The organism is Streptomyces sp. NPDC002787 (assembly GCF_053592095.1).
In genome coordinates this window covers 38,473-56,703 of the sequence record NZ_JBSFVC010000034.1, presented here as the reverse complement: position 1 = coordinate 56,703, position 18,231 = coordinate 38,473, and the positions used below count along the sequence as shown (strand labels likewise).

Annotated in this window: 20 protein-coding genes; 13 read left to right on the top strand and 7 right to left on the bottom strand. The window is 71.7% G+C overall.

The features are described 5' to 3' along the window. Window positions 1-24: 24 nt before the first annotated feature. The 8 genes from ACWD26_RS36165 (at window position 25) to ACWD26_RS36130 (ending at window position 6,733) form a co-directional block, all read left to right on the top strand. On the top strand, window positions 25-366 hold the full coding sequence (locus ACWD26_RS36165) for a VOC family protein (RefSeq protein WP_451276610.1): 342 nt from the start codon (window positions 25-27) through the stop codon (window positions 364-366). Window positions 367-578: 212 nt separating this feature from the next. After that, the gene (locus tag ACWD26_RS36160; RefSeq protein WP_451276608.1) at window positions 579-1,175 is read left to right on the top strand and encodes a hypothetical protein; all 597 of its coding nucleotides are present in this window, start codon (window positions 579-581) and stop codon (window positions 1,173-1,175) included. 183 nt (window positions 1,176-1,358) lie between these two features. Beyond that, window positions 1,359-1,802, top strand: coding sequence for a hypothetical protein (locus tag ACWD26_RS36155; protein ID WP_451276606.1), 444 nt, complete (start codon window positions 1,359-1,361; stop codon window positions 1,800-1,802). 86 nt (window positions 1,803-1,888) lie between these two features. Beyond that, a complete protein-coding gene (locus tag ACWD26_RS36150) occupies window positions 1,889-2,062 on the top strand; it encodes a hypothetical protein (protein WP_451276604.1) in 174 nt (57 codons plus the stop codon). A gap of 305 nt (window positions 2,063-2,367) precedes the next feature. Then, complete coding sequence (locus ACWD26_RS36145) at window positions 2,368-2,946, top strand: MFS transporter (protein ID WP_451276602.1); 579 nt, start codon at window positions 2,368-2,370, stop codon at window positions 2,944-2,946. 509 nt (window positions 2,947-3,455) lie between these two features. Next, entirely contained in the window at window positions 3,456-4,202 is a 747-nt protein-coding gene (locus ACWD26_RS36140; protein WP_451276600.1) for an IPT/TIG domain-containing protein, read from the top strand. Between the two features lie 135 nt (window positions 4,203-4,337). Beyond that, complete coding sequence (locus ACWD26_RS36135; RefSeq protein WP_451276598.1) at window positions 4,338-4,628, top strand: YncE family protein; 291 nt, start codon at window positions 4,338-4,340, stop codon at window positions 4,626-4,628. Continuing rightward, window positions 4,625-6,733, top strand: coding sequence for an Ig-like domain repeat protein (locus ACWD26_RS36130; RefSeq protein ID WP_451276596.1), 2,109 nt, complete (start codon window positions 4,625-4,627; stop codon window positions 6,731-6,733). The genes ACWD26_RS36135 and ACWD26_RS36130 overlap by 4 nt, the downstream gene beginning before the upstream one ends. Before the next feature lie 287 nt (window positions 6,734-7,020). Here the strand turns inward: ACWD26_RS36130 and ACWD26_RS36125 are convergent, their stop codons facing one another. Further along, window positions 7,021-7,161 carry a hypothetical protein gene (locus tag ACWD26_RS36125; RefSeq protein ID WP_451276594.1) on the bottom strand — a complete coding sequence of 47 codons (141 nt, stop codon included), beginning with the start codon at window positions 7,159-7,161 and terminating at the stop codon, window positions 7,021-7,023. A gap of 53 nt (window positions 7,162-7,214) precedes the next feature. On the opposite strand from ACWD26_RS36125, the gene ACWD26_RS36120 reads away from it, so the two are divergent. Then, window positions 7,215-7,361, top strand: a complete 147-nt coding sequence (locus ACWD26_RS36120) for a hypothetical protein (protein WP_451276592.1) — start codon at window positions 7,215-7,217, stop codon at window positions 7,359-7,361. A gap of 33 nt (window positions 7,362-7,394) precedes the next feature. On the opposite strand, the gene ACWD26_RS36115 is transcribed toward ACWD26_RS36120, so the two are convergent. Together ACWD26_RS36115 and ACWD26_RS36110 are read right to left on the bottom strand one after the other, a co-directional pair. Beyond that, complete coding sequence (locus tag ACWD26_RS36115; protein ID WP_451276591.1) at window positions 7,395-7,574, bottom strand: hypothetical protein; 180 nt, start codon at window positions 7,572-7,574, stop codon at window positions 7,395-7,397. Between the two features lie 238 nt (window positions 7,575-7,812). Continuing rightward, window positions 7,813-8,097, bottom strand: a complete 285-nt coding sequence (locus ACWD26_RS36110) for a hypothetical protein (RefSeq protein WP_451276589.1) — start codon at window positions 8,095-8,097, stop codon at window positions 7,813-7,815. A 240-nt stretch (window positions 8,098-8,337) separates the two neighbouring features. Here ACWD26_RS36110 and ACWD26_RS36105 point away from each other — a divergent pair, with 240 nt between their 5' ends. Further along, window positions 8,338-8,901 (top strand): SMI1/KNR4 family protein, encoded by a 564-nt coding sequence (locus tag ACWD26_RS36105; RefSeq protein WP_451276587.1) that lies wholly within the window; start codon window positions 8,338-8,340, stop codon window positions 8,899-8,901. Between the two features lie 19 nt (window positions 8,902-8,920). On the opposite strand, the gene ACWD26_RS36100 is transcribed toward ACWD26_RS36105, so the two are convergent. The 4 genes from ACWD26_RS36100 to ACWD26_RS36085 all read right to left on the bottom strand — a co-directional run bounded on the left by ACWD26_RS36100 (window position 8,921) and on the right by ACWD26_RS36085 (window position 12,462). Further along, window positions 8,921-9,439, bottom strand: a complete 519-nt coding sequence (locus tag ACWD26_RS36100; RefSeq protein WP_451276585.1) for a GNAT family N-acetyltransferase — start codon at window positions 9,437-9,439, stop codon at window positions 8,921-8,923. 74 nt (window positions 9,440-9,513) lie between these two features. Then, a complete protein-coding gene (locus ACWD26_RS36095; RefSeq protein ID WP_451276583.1) occupies window positions 9,514-10,119 on the bottom strand; it encodes a TetR/AcrR family transcriptional regulator in 606 nt (201 codons plus the stop codon). Continuing rightward, a complete protein-coding gene (locus tag ACWD26_RS36090; protein ID WP_451276581.1) occupies window positions 10,112-10,987 on the bottom strand; it encodes a fatty acid desaturase family protein in 876 nt (291 codons plus the stop codon). The genes ACWD26_RS36095 and ACWD26_RS36090 overlap by 8 nt, the downstream gene beginning before the upstream one ends. After that, window positions 10,984-12,462, bottom strand: a complete 1,479-nt coding sequence (locus tag ACWD26_RS36085; RefSeq protein WP_451276579.1) for a phytoene desaturase family protein — start codon at window positions 12,460-12,462, stop codon at window positions 10,984-10,986. The genes ACWD26_RS36090 and ACWD26_RS36085 overlap by 4 nt, the downstream gene beginning before the upstream one ends. Window positions 12,463-13,009: 547 nt before the next feature. On the opposite strand from ACWD26_RS36085, the gene ACWD26_RS36080 reads away from it, so the two are divergent. The 3 genes from ACWD26_RS36080 to ACWD26_RS36070 are packed head-to-tail and all read left to right on the top strand — an operon-like array spanning window position 13,010 to window position 18,218. Then, on the top strand, window positions 13,010-13,576 hold the full coding sequence (locus ACWD26_RS36080; protein WP_451276577.1) for a hypothetical protein: 567 nt from the start codon (window positions 13,010-13,012) through the stop codon (window positions 13,574-13,576). Then, window positions 13,576-15,981 (top strand): bifunctional serine/threonine-protein kinase/ABC transporter substrate-binding protein, encoded by a 2,406-nt coding sequence (locus ACWD26_RS36075; RefSeq protein WP_451276575.1) that lies wholly within the window; start codon window positions 13,576-13,578, stop codon window positions 15,979-15,981. Before ACWD26_RS36080 ends, ACWD26_RS36075 begins: the two co-directional genes overlap by 1 nt. After that, entirely contained in the window at window positions 15,981-18,218 is a 2,238-nt protein-coding gene (locus ACWD26_RS36070; RefSeq protein WP_451276573.1) for a bifunctional serine/threonine-protein kinase/ABC transporter substrate-binding protein, read from the top strand. The genes ACWD26_RS36075 and ACWD26_RS36070 overlap by 1 nt, the downstream gene beginning before the upstream one ends. Window positions 18,219-18,231 lie beyond the last annotated feature (13 nt).

The following is an 18,231-nucleotide window of genomic DNA, read 5'->3' as shown; positions in this document are numbered from 1 at the left end:
CCCCGCCCGACCTACCATGGGGGCATGGCCGTCGATCTCTTCGCAGGCATGCCGGTGAACGACTTCGAACAGGCGCTCGTCTGGTACGGGCGCCTGTTCGGTTCCCCGCCGACGTTCTCCCCCAACGACACCGAGGCCGTGTGGGAGCTGGCGGAGCATCGGTATGTGTTCATCGAGCATCGGCCCGGGCGCGCCGGCCACGCCCTGCACACCGTCTTCGTCGACGACCTCGACGCTCGTGTCGCCGGAATGACCGCTCGTGGCGTGGAGCCGAGCAGTCGCGAGACCTACTCCAACGGCGTCCGCAAGGTGACGTACCACGACCCGGACGGCAACGAGATCGGCTTCGGCGGCGCTCCTGTCTGACCTTCCGCCCCTGTGACCTGCCCGGAGCCCCAAGGACCGGGCAGGTTCTTCTGTCTGGCCCGGTGGGCCGTCCTCGGTGGGCCGGGCGGCCTCACCCGCATGCTGTGGCCCCGCGTGAGGCGTATCGTCCGCATATGGGTGACGTTCGGGGTGGCGGGCCCACGGCCGTGCCGCCGGGGTGCCCGCGTCCGGTCCGGGGCAGGTGAGGGGGCGTGCCGGAGCCTGGTGCGGTCCGGTCGGACGGGAGCTCGGGCCCGCCGGTGCTGGAGTCCGCGCCGGTCGAGGTCGCCCGGGAGCACGGCACGTCGGTGACGGCGGTGTATCTGCTGCCGCCGGACGAGCCGGTGCTGCAGTTGTCGGTGCTGGGCGGGGTCCCCTGGGAGATCTCCATGCCCTGGGCCCGGGTGGCGGTCAAGGCCTCCTCGCCGGTGTCCGACGCGGTGCGGGAGCGCCGGCCGGTGTGGGTCGGCGGCCAGGAGGAGCTGGCGCGCCGCTGTCCGCGAGTGGCGCTGGTCGTGCCGTACCGCTTCGCACTGGCCGCTGCCCCCATCACGACGGGCACGCGGACGTGGGACGGCCTGGTGCTGCAGTGGCCCGCCTCGCACCCGCCGTGGCCGAGCGCCCGGGAGCGGGACGCGATCACCAACACCTGTCACCGGCTGGGCGTGCTGCTGCGGGAGGCGGCCGACGACGGCCACCCGGTGCGGCCCCCGGCCGAGCCGGTGATGCTGCCCCCGGTGCGGGTCCGGACGGGCCGCGTCGCTCCTCCCCCGCCGCGTCGGGGCGAGCCGCCACCCTCTACCACCTGATGCATCTGGCCGCGACGCTCACCGAAGCGGTCGGCGTACGTGACGTGGTCGACCAGGTCGCCGAACAGGCCGACCTGAGAATCGGCGGCGACAATCGCACAACCCTTGTGCCGTTTGACTGGTCTTCATCACTGAACGGAACAATCAGACTCTTTGTCCAGACTCGTTCCAACGGGGGAACACATGAGCTCGATCCGCATCCGCCGTGGCACCGCCGCGGCCCTCACCGTCCTGCTGGCGGCCGCGCTCGGCGCCGCCGGCGCCGGAGCCTCGAACGCGGACAGCGCCGCGCCGCAGACGCGGCAGATCGCCTCGTCCGTCCTCGGCAACGACTACAAGATCACCCTGACCGCGCTGCGTTCCACGGAGGACGAGTACGCCGCGTCCGTACGCCTGCAGGTCTACACGCAGTCGGGCGGCGCCTGGAAGGAATCCGACCGGGTGACCGTGGGCGACGTGGACGGCTGGTTCTGGTACCCCCTCACGGGCAAGGGGGCCGTCTGCCAGCTCTCGACCGCGAGCACCGAGCCCGCCCCGCTGACCGTGAGTCTGCTCCTCACCCCCTCCCTCGGCTGCTCCGACCCCAGCCACTTCATGGTGAAGCAGGGCAGGGTCTACGCCGGCTGACCTCCCTTTCCCCACGGCACCTCCACCCCTCTAGTTCACATACGTGATCGCGAGGCCAACCCATTGACCCGGAGGCGAGTCCTCCGATGGACCGGACGAACGTCGGCTTCGTCCAGGACGAGTTGCGGGGCACCTGGGGTCTGGTGATCGTGGCGATGTGCTTCATCCATAACGTATGGATGTTCTACGGGCTGCGCTTCCTGCTCGATGTCGCGGAGGCCGGGCTCTTCCCCGGCGTCCTGCTCTACTTCACCCAATGACTGCCGGACTCCAGCCGGGGCCGGGCCGGCGCGATCTTCCTGGGCGGCTCGGCCACCGCGTACATCGTGACCGCGCCGATCACGGGAGCCCTGCTGGAACTGCACGGCGTCGACGGGTTCGCCGGGCTGGCGCTGGATGTTCGCGCTCGAAGGGCTGCTGTCCATCGTCGTCGGCTTCGTCGCCGGTTTCTTCCTCGTCTCCCGTATCCAGGACGCCTCGTGGCTCACGGCGGAGGAGAAGGAGGCGCTGGGCACTGCGGTCGCACGGGACGAGGAGGCGCGCAGCCGGGCCCAGGGTGTCGCGGATGAAGCTGCTGTTCCACCCTCAGGTCGCGCTGTTGATGACGGTGTTCTTCGCGATGGCCCTCACCGGGTACGCGATCACCTTCTGGCTGCCCAGTCTGGTCGAGGAGATCGGCGGGCTGTCGCCGTTCCAGGTCGGCCTGCTGTCGGCGATCCCGTGGATCTGCGCGGTCGTCGCGATGTACTCGATGAGCCGCTGCACCGACCGCGCCCCCGACCGCCGTCCCTATCTGGCCGTCGCCCTGGTGCTGTCCGCCACGGGCACGTTCCTCGCCACGCTGGGCTCACCCTGGTTCGACCTCGCGGCCATCACGCTGGCCGCGGTCGGCGGGAAGTGCGCGGCCACCCTGTTCTGGCCGATGGCGCAGTCCGGGCTCGACCTGAAGATCGCGGCACCGGGGCTCGCCGTGGTCAACTCCCTCGGAAATCTCGGCGGTTTCGTCTCCCCCACCCTCTTCGGCTACCTCAAGGACACGACCGGCACGACGAACGGGGGCCTGTACACGCTGTCGGCGGCGTCCCTGCTCGCGGTGTTCGGGGTGGCCCCTCCGCAGGCCGGCTTTCGCGCGTTCCCCTGCTGAGTGCAGGAGCTGCTGGTGGCGGCCGTTGTGACTGTCAGCCCTGACGATCGTTAAACGATGGCCCGTTGAGAGGAGGCGAGTGAGCCATCCTCGCCCTGAGCATCTCTTCCCAGGTCACAGGGGTGCTTTCCAGGTGCTGGTGTTGTCCTTCAGTCCGGTCTTGAGTCGCACCCAAAGCGAAGGGTTACTTCGTTCGGGTGATTGGGGTGGGTGTGATCTTGCCACTCGGTTGGCCGTGTGGGTCACTGAGAGTGTGAACCGGCGGGCTGCCCATCCCCGTGCCGGGGGGAACGTTCGAGCAGGCAGCTGTTGCCGGTTTTCTCTTTGCCCACAGGAGACGCCGGATGCTGTAGGTGTGGCCGCGTTCGCGGCAGTACGGCTGTTCGTCTTCCCTGGCCCGGCGGCGTTGACCGCATGGCGTCGCTGTCCCTGTGACGCTCCGCGGCGGCGAGCTGGCTGGTCCTGCTGGTTCCTCGTCATGTCCCTGAGAGCCAAGCGAAGAGTCCGTCATGCCCATTTCTCCGAATCAGGGTTCCACCGGTGGTGGCACGCTGGTGACCATCACGGGTACGAACCTGGCCGACACCAGCAAGGTGATGTTCGGCAACAAGTCGGCCACCAGCGTCACCCAGGTCTCACCGACCCAGGTCACGGCCGTCTCGCCGTCCGGCACCAGCACCGTCGGTGTCACGGTGACGACTCCGGGCGGGACCAGCAACCCGGTGCCGTTCTTCTACGTCGGCGCCCCGTTCAAGTCCTCCCTGGGCGCCACCTCCGGTCCGCTGGCCGGCGGCAACACCATCACCCTCACCGGAACCGGCCTGTCCACCGCCACCAGCGTGTCCTTCGGCGGGGTCACCGCCACCCCGACGGTGAACTCCGACAGCTCGCTCAGCGTCACCGTGCCCGCGGGCGCGGCGGCCGGTCCGGTCGGAGTGAGCGTGACCACCGCGGGCGGCACCAACAACGGCCTGACCTACACCTACGTCGACACCCCGACGATCGGGACGGCCACCCCGACGTCGGGTTCGACCTCGGGCGGTACGGCGGTGACGATCACCGGCACCAACCTCGACAGCACCGACTCGGTCACCTTCGACGGCAACCCGGCACCGTTCTCGGTGATCAACGCCACCACGCTGTCGGCGGTCACCCCGCCCGGCACCGCGGGGGCGGTCGACGTCGTGGTGACCAATCCAGCGGGATCGGACACGGCAGTCGACGTCTTCGCCTACGTCGCCGGCCCCGGCATCTGATCCTCCTCCCGCGACGGAGCGCCGTGCCGCCGGCCCTGGCACGGCGCTCCGTCACCTGCCCGCCCACGACGGCCCGACCGGGCCTCATGGGCGGGTACCCCCGGCAAGGGCCGTCCCGATGAGAGGGAGCTGCTCTTGTCCGTCGATCTGCTTCCGCGCGCGCGTGCCGTGGCCGCCGCGCTTCCCGCCGCCCCGATCGCCGTCATCCCGGTGGGTGACAGCCCCGCCCGTGTCGCCCTGGGCCGTCTCGGTCGCGCGGGCTATGTGACGAACTTCGGCTCGGACACGGTGACCGCCGTGGACACCGGGACCCGTTCCGCCACCGCCACCATCCCGGTGGGATCCGGTCCGTGGGGAGTCGCCGTCGACCCCGCCGGGACGGAGGCCTATGTGGGCAACTCTCCGGTTCCGGGACGGTCAGTGTGATCGACACCGCGACGAACACCGTCACGGAGACGATCGGGGGCATCTCCTCCCCGGCCGGCATCGCGTTCTCCCTCGATGGCAGCCGCGCCTACGTGGTCAGCCAGGACACAGGCCGCCTCGTCGTGCTGGACACTGCTACGCGCACCGTCGTGACGAGCGTGTTGGTGGGCAGCACCCCGTATGAGGTAGTGCTCTCCCCGGACGCGCCGTACGCGTACGTCAGCGGCGTCGGCACCGTCACGGTCATCGGCACCGACTCGCTGACGGTCGTGGCCACGATCGGCGGGTTCACCCAGCCGCGCGGCCTGACCGTCACCCCGGACGGCCAGCGCCTGTACGTCGCGGACCAGGGGGCCGGCACAGTCAGCGTGGTGGACACCACCACGTACACCGTCGCCACCGTGATCGGCGGCTTCGACGCCCCCGTCTCGCTGGCCATGGGTCCCCGCGGCGCCCTGGCCTACGTCACCGAGAGCGGCTCCGGTGCGCTCACGGTGATCAACCTGGCCACCGGCGTCCGCACCGCGACGGTCACCGGGCTGGGCGCGTCGAGCGGCCTCGCTGTCACCCGCGACAGTCGCCACATCTACGTGGCCGATACCGGTGCCGATGCGGTGAGCGTGCTGAACATCCCGGTGCCGGTTTCACCCGACCAGGGGCCCACCGGCGGTGGCAGTGCGGTCATCCTCTCCGGGCGAGGTTTCCTCGGCACCACCCAGGTCCGGTTCGGCGACCGCCCGGCCGCCTCCTTCACGGTGGTGGACGACACCACGATCACCGTCGTCACTCCTGCGGGAGCCGGCGCGGTCCCGGTCACGGTCACCGCCGCCGGCGTCACCCGCACGATCGGCACGTTTTTCTATCTGCAGCCCCCGCGGATCCGGGCCGTCTCGCCCGTCTCCGGTCACACGGCGGGAGGCAACACCCTCACCATCACCGGCATCGGCCTGTACACGACGCAGGAAGTACGCCTGGGCACCACCAGCGTGTATCCGACCGTGGTCTCCGACGGCCGGCTCACCCTCACCGTGCCGCCCGCTCCCCCCACTCCTCCCGGAACCGTCACCAAGGTCCCTGTCGTGGTGACCACGCTGGGCGGCGTCGCGGCCGGTCCCTCCTACACCTATGTCGATCCGCCGACGATCACCACGCTGACCTCCTCACCTGTACTGCCCGTGGTGGGCGAGCGGGTGACCTTCACGGCGGCAGTGACCCGTGCCGCTGCCGGGACGGGAACGCCCACGGGTACGGTCTGGTTCGACTTCGGAGACGGATCCGTTCCGGTCACCGCCGTGGTGGCGGACGGGGTGGCGACAGCGACGCACACCTACCTCAGCGCGAATGGGAGCCCTTTCACGGTCAGCGCCGCCTACAGCGGGGACCTGCACTTCGCGCCGTCGTCGGACTCCGCGGAACAGGCGGTGGCACCGGCGCCGACCTCGACGACGGTCGTGTCCAGCCCGGAGCCGTCGAATCCCGACGGGCCGGTGTCCGTCACGGCGCGGGTCATCGTGTCAGCCCCCGGCAGCGGGCGGCCGACGGGCACAGTGACCATCGACTTCGGCGACGGCACACCGGCTGTCGAGCAGCCCCTCGTGGACGGTGTGGCCACAACCACCCACACCTACCCGGCCGGCGACGCCACCTACACGATCACCGCCTTCTACAGCGGAGACACCGACTACGCCTCCTCCACCCACGTCCGCACCCACCGGGTGCTGGCCGACGTCCCGGCCACCACGACGACGGTGACATCCGCGCCCGATCCGTCGACTGTCTGGCAGCCCGTCACCTTCACCGCCACCGTCACCCCCGCCGACTCAGGAGCGGGCACTCCTACCGGCACGGTCACCTTCGACTTCGGCGACGGCACACCACAGGTCCCCGCCACCTTGTCGGGCGGGACCGCCACCGTCAGCCACACCTACACCTCCGGCGCCATCCACAACCGCACCTCCGTCACCGCGCCTCTCGTCAACGGCAACGCCACCACCACCGTCAACGTCCCACTCAACGTCGGCACCCACCCCATCACCGCCGCCTACCCCGGCAGCGCCGACTTCGCCGACTCAAGCGGTACGGACACCCACACCGTCACACCCTGACCGCTCCTGCCGTGGAGCGACGACCCGTCATGAGGCTCGAACGGAGCGCCTCGGAGGGCTGCGGCGGCGTGTCTGCGGTATCTGTGGAGCAAGGTGATCATTCCCCCTCTTCCGGGAGGCCGTCGTGAGAAGACGCATTCCCGCTGCCGTAGCCGCCGCCGGTGCCGCTGGGCTGCTGACCGCCGCGGTGCCGACGAGCGCCCAGGGGGCGACTGGCACCTTCCAGTCCGTCATGGCCTACACGAAGCTGACCGTCACGGTGACAACCCGGCCGACGGGACATGCCTTCAGACCACCGTGAGCGGCACGGTGACGAACAGCACCGACAGCAACGTCACGCTCCACCCCAGCCCGGCCTGCCAGGGGGAACCGCTGGGCACACTGCCCCCGAAGGGCACTGCGAGCGCACTGACCTTCGCCAGCGTCATTTTCACAGCGCCGTGAGCTGCCGACAGCCACGCCGCAGCAGCGGGAGCCGACGGTGAAGCGGCTGAGCGCTCTCCTCACCGCAGTGGCAGGTGCTCTGCCGCTGGTCCTGGCACCCACCAGCGCCCAGGCCGCGACCGGAAAGTTCCTGTACACGCACGCCTACACGAAACTGCAGCGTTGGTGCCGGGCGGCCCTATGACGGCCGGGATTTGGTCATCACGCGGGCTGCTAGCTAGCTACTCCAGTCGTCCTTGGCGTAGTTCGCCCACCTCTGGGCCGTCGTGCCGTTGATGCCGACGAGGTCGGCGACCACGACGGGTGGCAGGCTGGTGACGGCCTCGATCATGGCGGTGTTGCGGGCGGTGAGGACGGGCAGGCCGTGCTGCTGCAGCAGGTGGTGGGCGCCGACCACATCCGCGGTCTGCCAGGGGTCTTACCTGGGAAGAGGTAGCCGTTTCCGTTGCCGAACCGTTGGCGCATGCGTGAGTCGGCCACGGGCTGGGCGATCTCTTCCTCGAAGAGCTGCGCCAGCTTCGGCGGCAGCAGAACGGGGTGGCGGCCGAGGGTGATGTGGGCACCCTTGTCGTCACGGTGGAAGCGGTCGGTGGCCAGTTCCACGATGCGGGCGACGGGGAGGGCATACAGCCTGATCAGGGCGCCGATGATGCGTGGTAGGTCAGCGGCCGACGTTGTGTGGACATTTGGATCGGCGTACTCCCACTGCGCAGGTGGGTGATGAACGCCTCCCCGTCCGCAGGTGTCCACTGCCAGGGGTACAGGCCGGTGAACTCCTCCAGCCGCTCGATCAGCCGCAGCTGCGGGTCGATCGTCTTCGTCCTCAGGAACCGGGCCGACTGCTGCCGGGCCCAGCCCTCCTTCATCGCCTCGAACACCGCCTTGGACGCATGGAGGTGTACGACGTTGGCCGCCAGCACAAGCGTGACGATCCGGGTGCATCGGTAACCACGGAAGCGTTGCACCTAACGCAACATTGTTGTGCTGACTGTTCTCGCTGCCGGTCACCGGACCGAGTGAACCCTCGCGCTACCGCCTTCCATGCCGCCGATCAGCGGATACTGAAGTTCCTTGCGCCCGCGCAGTATTGCAGCAGATGCGATTCATCCTGTTTGTAGTGTTCTGGGACGCGAGCGTACCCACCCGAGAGAAGTGGCCCGATGGACCCCCGGACATCCCGTGTGCGGCGCAAGCTGGCCGCTGTGCCGTTCCAGCCTCTGCGCAGCCATTCCTTCGGCGAGGAGCATCATCGGTTCCGGCTGGGGCCACGGCTGGGCGAGGCCCGGATCGCGGCGTTCGAGGTCGAACACGCGATCGTTCTGCCCGGCCCGTACCGGCGGTTCCTGGCGCACGTCGGCGGGACGGGGGCCGGTCCCTTCTACGGCCTCAAGCCGCTGGAGAGGTGCGAGTTGTTCGTGATGCGGCCGAGCGCGGGGCCGGGTCTGCCGCGCGGCTTCGACCCGGCGGGCTCGTCGAAGGGGGGAGACCTCTTCCTGCACATCATCGAGATGGGCTGCACGGACGTCTGTCTTCTGGGGCTCACCGGGCCGCTCACCGGGCGGGTCCTCACCGGCAACGGCGACGGGTTCTGGGGACCGAATGTCTCATCGGCGAAGGACTTCCTCGCCTGGTACGAGCGGTGGCTGGACCACATGACCCGGGGCTTGGACGACCGAGCGCTGGAACTCACCTCACCGCGGCTCCGACGACCCGCCGGGGCCTAGGAGTCCGCGTCGGCGGCCGTCACAGCCGCGTGGCGTGGACGTGGACGGGGAGGCCCGAGCGGGAGAGGGCGGCGCGTTCGAAGGGGAGGCCGATCTTCTCCGCGACCCGTTGGGAGGGCCGGTTGTCGGGGCGGATGATCGCGATGAGCCGCTTCGCGCCGAGGACGTCGCGCGCGTGGTCGCGGCAGGCCGCGGCGGCCTCGGTGGCGTAGCCCCTCCCCTGGAGGCCGGCACCGACGCGGTAGCCGACCTCCAGGTCGGTCACCCCTTCGATCTCCTGCGGTGTCAGACCGCAGTCGCCGACGAACTCACCGGTGGCGCGGAGGGTGACCAGCCAGAGTCCGTGCCCCTCCTCCCGGTAGAGACGTCGGTTCCAGTCGATCCAGGCCGAGGCCTCCTCCCGGGTCAGGGGCCGGGGGTAGTGGCGCATCACGTCCGGGTCGCCGAGGAGCGCGGCCATGTCGTCGAGGTCGTCCCCCGTCATCTGCCGGAAGGCGAGTTGGGGGGTGGGCGGTGGGGGACCGTGTCGGCGGGTCACGGTTTCTCCTTCGTGTCGGTCGGCGGGGCGGCGGCTGCCGGCGTGGGTGCCTGTGTCGCCCACGGGCCCGTCGTTCATCGCACCCTGCGTGCCCGGCGCTTCAGGCGCGGTACACGGTCGAAGATCGCGGCGAGCCGGGCGGCCTGGTCGAAGAGGGTCCTCGGGCGGGAGCGGTCGCCGTCGAGGTGGGTGAGGGTCTCCATGCCCAGGTAGAAGGCGACCGCCGCACCCGCCAGGACGCGCACCCGGACGACCGAGGCGAGGGGTTTGCCGCGCAGGAGGACCGTGAGGTGTTCCTCGGCCAGCTCCTCCCACTTCCTGGTTTCCAGGGAGAGCCGGGCGGCCAGCCGGGTGCCGGGCCGCGCCCCCGCGTACAACTCCTGGACGGCGGCGATGTGCCCGGTCTCGGTGTCCTCGTCGTACAGCTCACGCAGCCGCGCCACTGCGGGCACGGCCCGGTCGATGCCGGACAGTTCGGCTCGGTAGCGGTCGATACGGGCTCCGCTGGTCCGCTCCAGGGCGGCCACCAGCAGGTCGTCCAGGTCCGCGAAGTGGTAGTAGATCACCCCGGGTGCGAAGCCTCCGGCCTGGGCTATCGCCCGCGCGGTGGTTCCGCCGTAGCCGTTGCGGACGAGGCTGGCGAGGGCGGCTTCCAGGACGCGGTCACGGGTGTCAGACAACGCGCACCGGCCGTACTCCGTGCGCGGCGAAGTGCCCTTCGAGCCTGCGTGCCAGCTCCGGCAGATGGTGGCTGGGCACACGCGGGTACAGGTGATGCTCCAAGTGGTAGGTGAGTTCCAGGAAGACGGCGGGGATGATCCTTCCGCGGAGTGTGCGGGTCTGCGTCAACGGGGTGTCTCCGTAGTCGTGGTGCGGCAGATACACCGTCAGGAGGGGGTACACCCAGCTCCCGGCGATCGCCATCACCGTATAGACCAGGAGTCCCGGTGTGTACGGCAGCAGCAGCGCTCCCCCGGTGAGCGCGGCGAGCGGGACCGCGGCCTCGGCCAGCAGCCAGACGCGGTCCCGTCCGCTCCGGAAGGACCAGTACCACAGGCGTACGAGGAAGACGGGGCCGTAGCAGACCGCCCCGAGCAGGGTCAGGTCGGCGGGGTGGCCCTCCGGATCGTCGGGGTGCGGGAAGAGCCGGTGGTGCTGGGTGTGCGTGGCGCGGTAGGCGTGACCGCTCTCCAGCAGGACCAGGCCCATCGCGAAGAGCGCCCAGTCGGTGGCGCGGGGGGACAGGCCGATCGTGCGGTGCACCACGTCATGGGTCACGGTCACGACGGCGACGAAGATCCCGAACATGATCAGTGGAGTCAGCCACCACCAGCCGAGCCCTACCGCGCCCGCGAACAGCAGCAGACCGGCGCCCGGGCGGGCCAGCGCGACGATTTGCTGCCGGCGGGTGGTGACGAGCAGGTCCTCGCCGAGGTCGGCCAGGGTGGGCAGTCCGGGGGCCGGGGGCCCGGGGTTCCCGCCGGGCCCTCGGAGTCTCTCGGCGGGCGCCGCCGCGGCGGCTTCGGCGGTCTCGTCAGACGTGGTCATCGGACGCGTCCCTTCTCCCGCAGCATGCCTTCGGCGACGATGCGGCTGCCCAGCACACAGGCGACCGTGCCGAGGCCCGGCCAGGTCGAGTCGCCGACCAGCCACAGGCCGGGGCCGCCGAGGTCGTGCGGAATGGCGTGCTGGTTGGTGTTGGCCAGGCGCTGCCGTACGCCGCCGACCGCGCCTCCCGGGCGGAACCCGAACCGCTCGTAGCTGCGGGGCGTTCCGGTCTGCGCGATCACGGCCCGCTCCCCGAGCCGGGGGTACACACGCCGCGCGCGGCTGAGCAGCCGCTCGCCGGTCTCCTTCTTGCGCAGCTCGTAGGCCGCCGGGTCGAGGTTCCGCCAGTCGGCGAGGGCGGTGTGGGTGGAGATCATCACGGCACGGTGGCCGGGCGGTGCGCTGAGCGTGTCGCCGGGGGCGGACACGGAGACGAACATGTTGTTGCCGTCGCCCAGGGGTCGGTCGTAGGACTGGAGCAGCTGATGGTGGGTCAATTCCTGTCCGGTGACCTCTGATTCGGGCACGCCCAGGAAGACGACCGCGGCTCCGCCGAGGGCGTCCGCGTCGCGTTCCAGGTATCTCCTGAGTCTGCGGGCGACGGGGAGACCCGCACAGATCGCCGCCGTGGTCGCGGCGGGGACCGCGCAGACGACCCTGTGGGCGTGGAAGGTCCCCTGACGTGTCGTCAATCGATAAGCACCCGGGCCGCCTTCGACCCGGATGACGCGGCAGGCGGTGCGCAGTGAGCCGCCCAGTCCCCGGTAGTGCCCGACCAGCAGACGCCAGAATCCGTGCATGCCGCCGTGGTGCCTGCTGAGTCCCGCGCCCCGGATGGTCACCCCGAGCGCCGCGTTGATGAGGGGCGCGTCGTCGACACCCGTGTGCACCGTGTCCTCGACCAGCATGGCGAGCAGTCCCACCAGCGCGGCGTCCCCGCGCAGGCCGTGCTCGCGCAGCGCGTCCCCCAGGGTCCGGTTCAGATGGCGGGCCGAGGGAAGGCCGGACCATCCGACCGCCCGTAGGCCGTGGAGGGCGTCGGCGGGTCCGCGGATCGGCAGCCGGACGCCCGCTCGGCTGGCGTGCCAGAACGTGCGGGCCAGCCCGTCGAGCAGCGACCAGAACGCGCGATGCCGCCCGCTGTCGCCGAGCTTGCGCAGCCGTTCTGCGTGCCAGGCGGCCTGGTCGCGGTGGAGCACCACCTGACGGTTCGGCAAATGCGCCTGGTAGCCCGGCAGTTCGTGGGCGTCGAGCGGGGGAAGCCCGACGGTGTCGAGGAGTTCGCCGCCGACGCCTCCGGGGCCGAAGTCGACCAGGGTGGTCGCGCCGACGTCGAAGGAGAAGCCGCGCTTGCGGTAGTAGCCGGCGCAGCCGCCCGCGTGGCCGTGGGCCTCCAGAACGATCGTGGACAGCCCCGCCGCCCGCAGGCGCAGCGCCGTCGCCATACCGGCCATGCCGCCGCCGATCACCGCCACGTCGGCACATCTGTCGGAGGTCTCGTCGACGCACTCGTCGCCGCAACCACTCGCGAAACGGGCCCCATTGGGGCCTGCATGACGGCCAGCGTTCTGAACAAGCGTTCTGAACATGAGTTCAGACTCCGGCAGTTCAGCCTCCGCCTCAATGGTTCGAACGTGTGCGAAGAGACTCGGGGGAACCGCTCCCGTCTGGATTGCGTACCTCTGTACGATCACCGGTCACACACGGGGTACCGCGGTGGAGGGGGCGGCGATGGACGGTAAAAGGGCTGGACGAAGAGGTGGTTGGCGGCTGAGGGCCGCCGCGTCGGGGACCGCCGCGGCGATGCTGCTGGGTGGCTGCAGTGCGGGGGCGGCGGACACGGCGGCCGAGCCGAGGGGCAAGGCCTCGAGCTCCCCGACGCCTTCCGCTTCCGCTTCCGGTCAGGTGTCGGGGGAGGGCGGGGAGTCGTCGGCGACACCGTCCGCGACACCGTTCGAGGCGGACCCCGATCGGGTACCGCGTTCCGGCGAACAGGGCGCCACCCTGGCTGAGGCGGTCGTGATGCGGCCCCAGGACTGGGGTGTGGGCTTCGAGGAACAGCCGCTCGCCCGCAGCCCCGAGGGCACCCTCGCCGTACTGGACGAGGAGTGCCGGTGGCAGCGCCGGCCACTGCCCGACGACGTGCTCGCCTCGCTGTCCCTCTACAGCGAACTGCCGGGCACCGGGAAGCGCGGCACGGTCAGGATGACGGCGACGGTGACGGTGCACACCACGGTGCCCGGCGCCGACGAGCATCTGTCCGCGACGCTGGAGGAGGCGCTGCGCTGCCCGGAGCAGCAGGTGCGCGCCGACGAGCGGATCGCGGAACTGATGTCCGTGGGCACCCCCTGGGGGATGCGCGGCAACTACTACGCCGACGACTCGGTCCTGGAGACGGGCGTCTATCTGACCGGCGGCGGCAAGGCCACGTACCGGTGGATGGTCACACGGCTCGGCCAGGTGACCATGACGGTTTCGCTGAAGGGCGCCGAGGGCTACACGGTCGGCGAACTGGAGCAGTACACGACGCGTGGCACCACCACCATGCTCGACCGGGTGAGATACGAGCTGGGCGGGGGTGAGGGCTGATGGAGCGGCTGCGTTCCTCCGATCCGGCGTGGATCGCCGGCCACCGGCTGCTCGGCCGGCTCGGCGCCGGCGGCATGGGTGTGGTGTACCTCGCGCGTACGCCGGCCGGTTCGCTGGTGGCGCTGAAGGTGCTGGCGGCGGAGTACGCCGAGGACGCGGGTTTCCGGGAGCGGTTCCGGCGTGAGGTCGAGGTCGCCCGGCGCGTCAGGAGCCCGTGGGCGGCGCCGCTGGTGGGCGCCGACGCGGACGCGGAGGCGCCGTGGCTGGCGACGGGGTACGTGCCCGGTCCCTCCCTGGCCGAGGCGGTGGCCGCGCACGGGCCGCTCACCGAGTACGGGCTGCGGGTCCTCGGGGGTCGGCTGGCGCTGACGCTGGAGGAGGTCCACCGCGCGGGGCTGGTCCACCGGGATCTCAAACCGGGCAATGTGCTGCTCGCTCCGGACGGGCCCCGGCTCATCGACTTCGGTATCGCCAGGGCGCCCGAGGACACCGCGCTCACCGCGACGGGGCTCGTGGTCGGCACCCCCGGCTACCTCTCGCCGGAGCAGGCCGACGGACGGAGCGGGACCATCGGCGCGGCCGGCGATGTGTTCTCCCTCGGCTGCGTCCTGGCGTACGCCGCGACGGGGCGTCCGCCGTTCGGTACGGGGGCGCTCGACGCGCTCCTGTACCGGGCCGTGCACGACCCGGCCGACCTCGACGGCGTCCCGGCGGCGCTGGGCGCACTGCTGTCCCGCTGCCTGGAGAAGGACCCGGCCCGCCGGCCCGGGGTGGAGGAGCTGGTACGGGAGTTGCTGCCCGGGGAGGCGGCGGAGGGTTCGGCTTCCGGAGCGGCGGCCGACGGTGCGGGCGCAGGGGCCGGTGAGGCCTCCGCCGAGTCGCCCGCCGATGTGCCGGACGCCGAGGCCGACGTGCCGGCCGAGCCGCTTGACGCCCCCGCCGACAGGGCTGGCGGCGCCCCCGGCTCGTGGCTTCCCGAAGAGGTCATCCGGCTGATCGCCCGGCGTTCGACCGAAGCGCTCGCGCTGCCGGACATCGACCACACCGAGATCTCGGCCGACGCCTCGCGCACGGCCACCGCCCCGGGCGGCGACTCCCCGAGCGGGACCCGTCCACGGCGCTCCTCCTCCGGGGACGACACCGCGTCCACGGCGCCCGGCACCGGAAACCCCCTGCCCACACCGCGCCCCGACATCCCCAAGGCGTCGGCGCGGCGTCGCGTCCTCCTCGCCGGCACCGGTGCGCTCCTGGCCGCGGGGGGCGGAGCCGCCTGGTGGGCTCTGGGCCGGGACGGCGGACCGGGCGACAGGAAGCCAGCCGTCTCCTCCCGCCGCCCCGCCTACACCGTCGCGCTGCACGGCGACCTCAGCGGCGACCGGCGCGACACCGGGCAGGCCCAGGAGAACGGATTGCGGCTGGCCGTCGCGGAGTTCAACGCCCGGGGTGACGCCCCCTTCCAGGTGGACGTGCGGGCCGTGGACGACGCCGGCGACCCGGCCGAGGCCGCCCGGTTCGCGAAGCACCTCACCGACGACCCCGCCGTACTCGCCGTGGTCGGCCCGACCACGGACGCCACCGCCCAGTCGGCGCTGGCCGTGTACGACGCCGCCCTCCTGCCCGTGCTCGGGCTCTCCCCCGGCGCCATCGGCCTCTCCGTGCAGGGCTTCCGCTCGTTCCTGCACGCACGGCTGCCGGACTCGGTGATCTCCGTGTACCTCGACGTGCTCCTGCGCGGCGCCCGCCCCCGCAGGGTCGGGGTCGTCGTGGACCGGGCGGCCGACAACTACGGCTGGGAGGTCAGCAGCACCCTGAGCAGGCAACTGCACACGGCCGGGCAGCCGTATCTGCCGCAGGTGGTCAGCGCCATGCGGTCCGGCTTCGACGACGCCGTGGCCGACCTGCTGGCCGCCGACATCGACTCGTTCGCCTTCGCCGGACTGCCCGACCGGGCCGCGTCGTTCGCCCGGGCGCTGCGTGAACGCGGCTTCTCCGGCGTCCGGGCCTCCGGCCCCGCCCTGCTCGACCCGCGGTTCCTCACGGCGGCGAAGGAGGCCGCCGACGGCTGGACGATCGTCGCACCGGTCGTCGACACGGCGAGCGTGCCCGAGGCGAAGGCCTTCGCGGACGCCTACCGGAAACGGTGGAAGGAGGCGCCGCCCCGGTACGCGGCGGAGGCGTACGACGTGACCTCGATGGTGCTCACGTCGCTCGCGGACCTCCCGTCCAAAAACCGTACCCGCGAGGAGTTGCTCGCCGCGCTGCGGGCCGCCCAGTACCAGGGCGTCACCCGGAAGTACGCGTTCCAGAAGAACGGTCTGCCGGTCGTCGACGGTACCGGCGGCCACCTCTGGCACATCGAGAACGGAGCGTTCGTGTACGGCGGCCCCGCACCGCTGACCGCCTGATGGAACCGCTGCGCACCGCCGATCCGTCGCGGCTGGGCGACTACCGCCTGCTGCGGCGGCTCGGCGCGGGCGGCATGGGTGTCGTGTTCCTGGCGCGGGCTCCGGGTGGAGCCTTCGTCGCGGTCAAGGTCGTACGGGCCTCCCATGCCGACGACGAGGGGTTCCGGGCCCGGTTCCGCCGGGAGATCGAGGTGGCCCGGCGGGTGGACAGCCCCTGGGTGGTCCCGCTGCTGGACGCGGACGCCGACGCGGAGGATCCGTGGCTGGCGACCGCGTTCGTCCCGGGTCCCTCGCTCGGGGAAGTCCTGGAGGAGCGGGGGCCGTTGTCCCCGGCGTCCGTGTGCGTCCTGGGGCTGCGGCTCGCCGAGGCCCTGGACGCGGTCCACCGGGCGGGGCTGGTGCACCGCGACGTGAAGCCGGGCAACGTGCTGCTGGTCCCGGACGGTCCACGCCTGATCGACTTCGGCATCGCGCGCGCCCCGGAGGCTACGGCGCTCACGTCCACCGGCGTCATCGTGGGTTCACCCGGTTTCCTGTCGCCCGAACAGGCTCGGGCGCACGGCGCCGGCATCGGCCCGCCCAGCGATGTCTTCTCGCTGGGCTGCGTCCTGGCCTTCGCCGCGACCGGCGTCCGTCCGTTCGGCGGCGGGGCGGCCGCCGGAATGCTGTTGCGTACGGTCTACGACGAGCCGGAGCTGCCCGGCATGCCGGAGGCGCTGGAGCCGGTCGTACGGGCGTGCCTGGACAAGGATCCGACGCACAGGCCCACCGCCGTCGAGGTCGGTGCGGCGCTGGACGCGGCCGTCCCGGCCGACCGGGAGCGTTGGCTGCCGGAGCCGGTGGCCCGGCTGATCGCGGACCGGTCGGCGGCGGTGCTCGCCCTGGGCGCGATCGAGCCGACCCGGGTGCCCCCGCCCGCCTCGACCCCGTCGACGGACGCGATCGCGAACGAGCCGGTGGACTCGGACGGGGTGACGGTGACCTCCCGCAAGGAACCGGAGGCCGGTGTGTCGTCGGCGAGCCGCCGCGGTGTCCTGGCGCTCGGCTCGACGGGGGTCGCCGCCGTGCTGGCGGTCGGTGGCGGCGCCTGGTGGTGGAGCGGCCGGGGCGGCCGGAAGGCCGGCGCGGGCGGTTCGCCGCCGCCCGCGCCGCGCACCGAACTCGTCGTGGCCTTCCAGGGCGATCTCTCCGGCACGGGCGCCGGGATCGGTCGCGCGCAGCTCAACGGGGCCCGGCTGGCCGTCGCCGACGTCAACGCCGACGACACACGGCCGGTGCGGCTGAGGCTGCGCGCGTACGACGACGGGGGCGAGCCGGACCGGTCCCTGGACCGGGCGAAACAGCTGGTGGCGGACGAGCGGGTGCTCGCGGTGGTCGGTCCGACGACGGACGCGTGCTTCCTCGCCGCGGACGTCACGTACACCAAGGCCGCGTTGCCGGTCGTCACCGTGTCGGTGGGGGTGCAGCCGCAGGTCGGGAACGCCGGTCCGATCACCCTCCTGTCACACGCGCAGCTGACGCCCCACGACCAGTTGCTCTCCGCCCCGTGCAACCGCTATCTCACGCGTTCCGTCGACGCCCGCAAGGTGTTCCTGGTCGAGGACCGGGCCGAGGGCGACTTCGCCTGGACGCTCTGCACCTACATCCAGCGCGCGCTGACCCGGGCCGGAAAGGAGGTGGCCGTCACGAGTGTCGCCGCCGGGAGGCTCGACCACGCCGCGCTCGCCGGGCAGGTCGTCGCGGCCCGCGCCGACGCGGTGGTGTTCAGCGGCGGTCAGGAACGGGCGGGCGCCTTCGCGTCCGCGCTGCGCGAGGCGGGGTTCTCCGGGGCCCGGCTCGCGACCCAACGGGCCTTCGGCACACGGTTTCTGAAGACGGCCGGCGCGGGGGCCGAAGGCTGGGTGTTCGTCACCACGTTCATCGATCCGACGGCCACCCCGGCGGCCCGCTCCTTCGCCGAGGCGTACCGGGACCGGTACGGGGAGCGCCCCGGCTGGTACGCGGCGGAGGCGTACGACGCGGTCCGCTTCCTGGCCGCGGTGTGTGCGAGCGGGGACGCTCCGCCGAGGGAGCGCGGTGCGGTGCTACGCCGTATGCGGGAGGTGGATCACCAGGGCATCAGCCGCACCATCGCGTACACCTCCGACCAGGGGTACAACAGCGACGGGATGTTCCTGTTCCGCGTGGTCGACGGGGAGTTCGGCTTTCTGGGGCAGTATCAGGGGGTGGAGGGGTGAGGTCAGGGGCTAT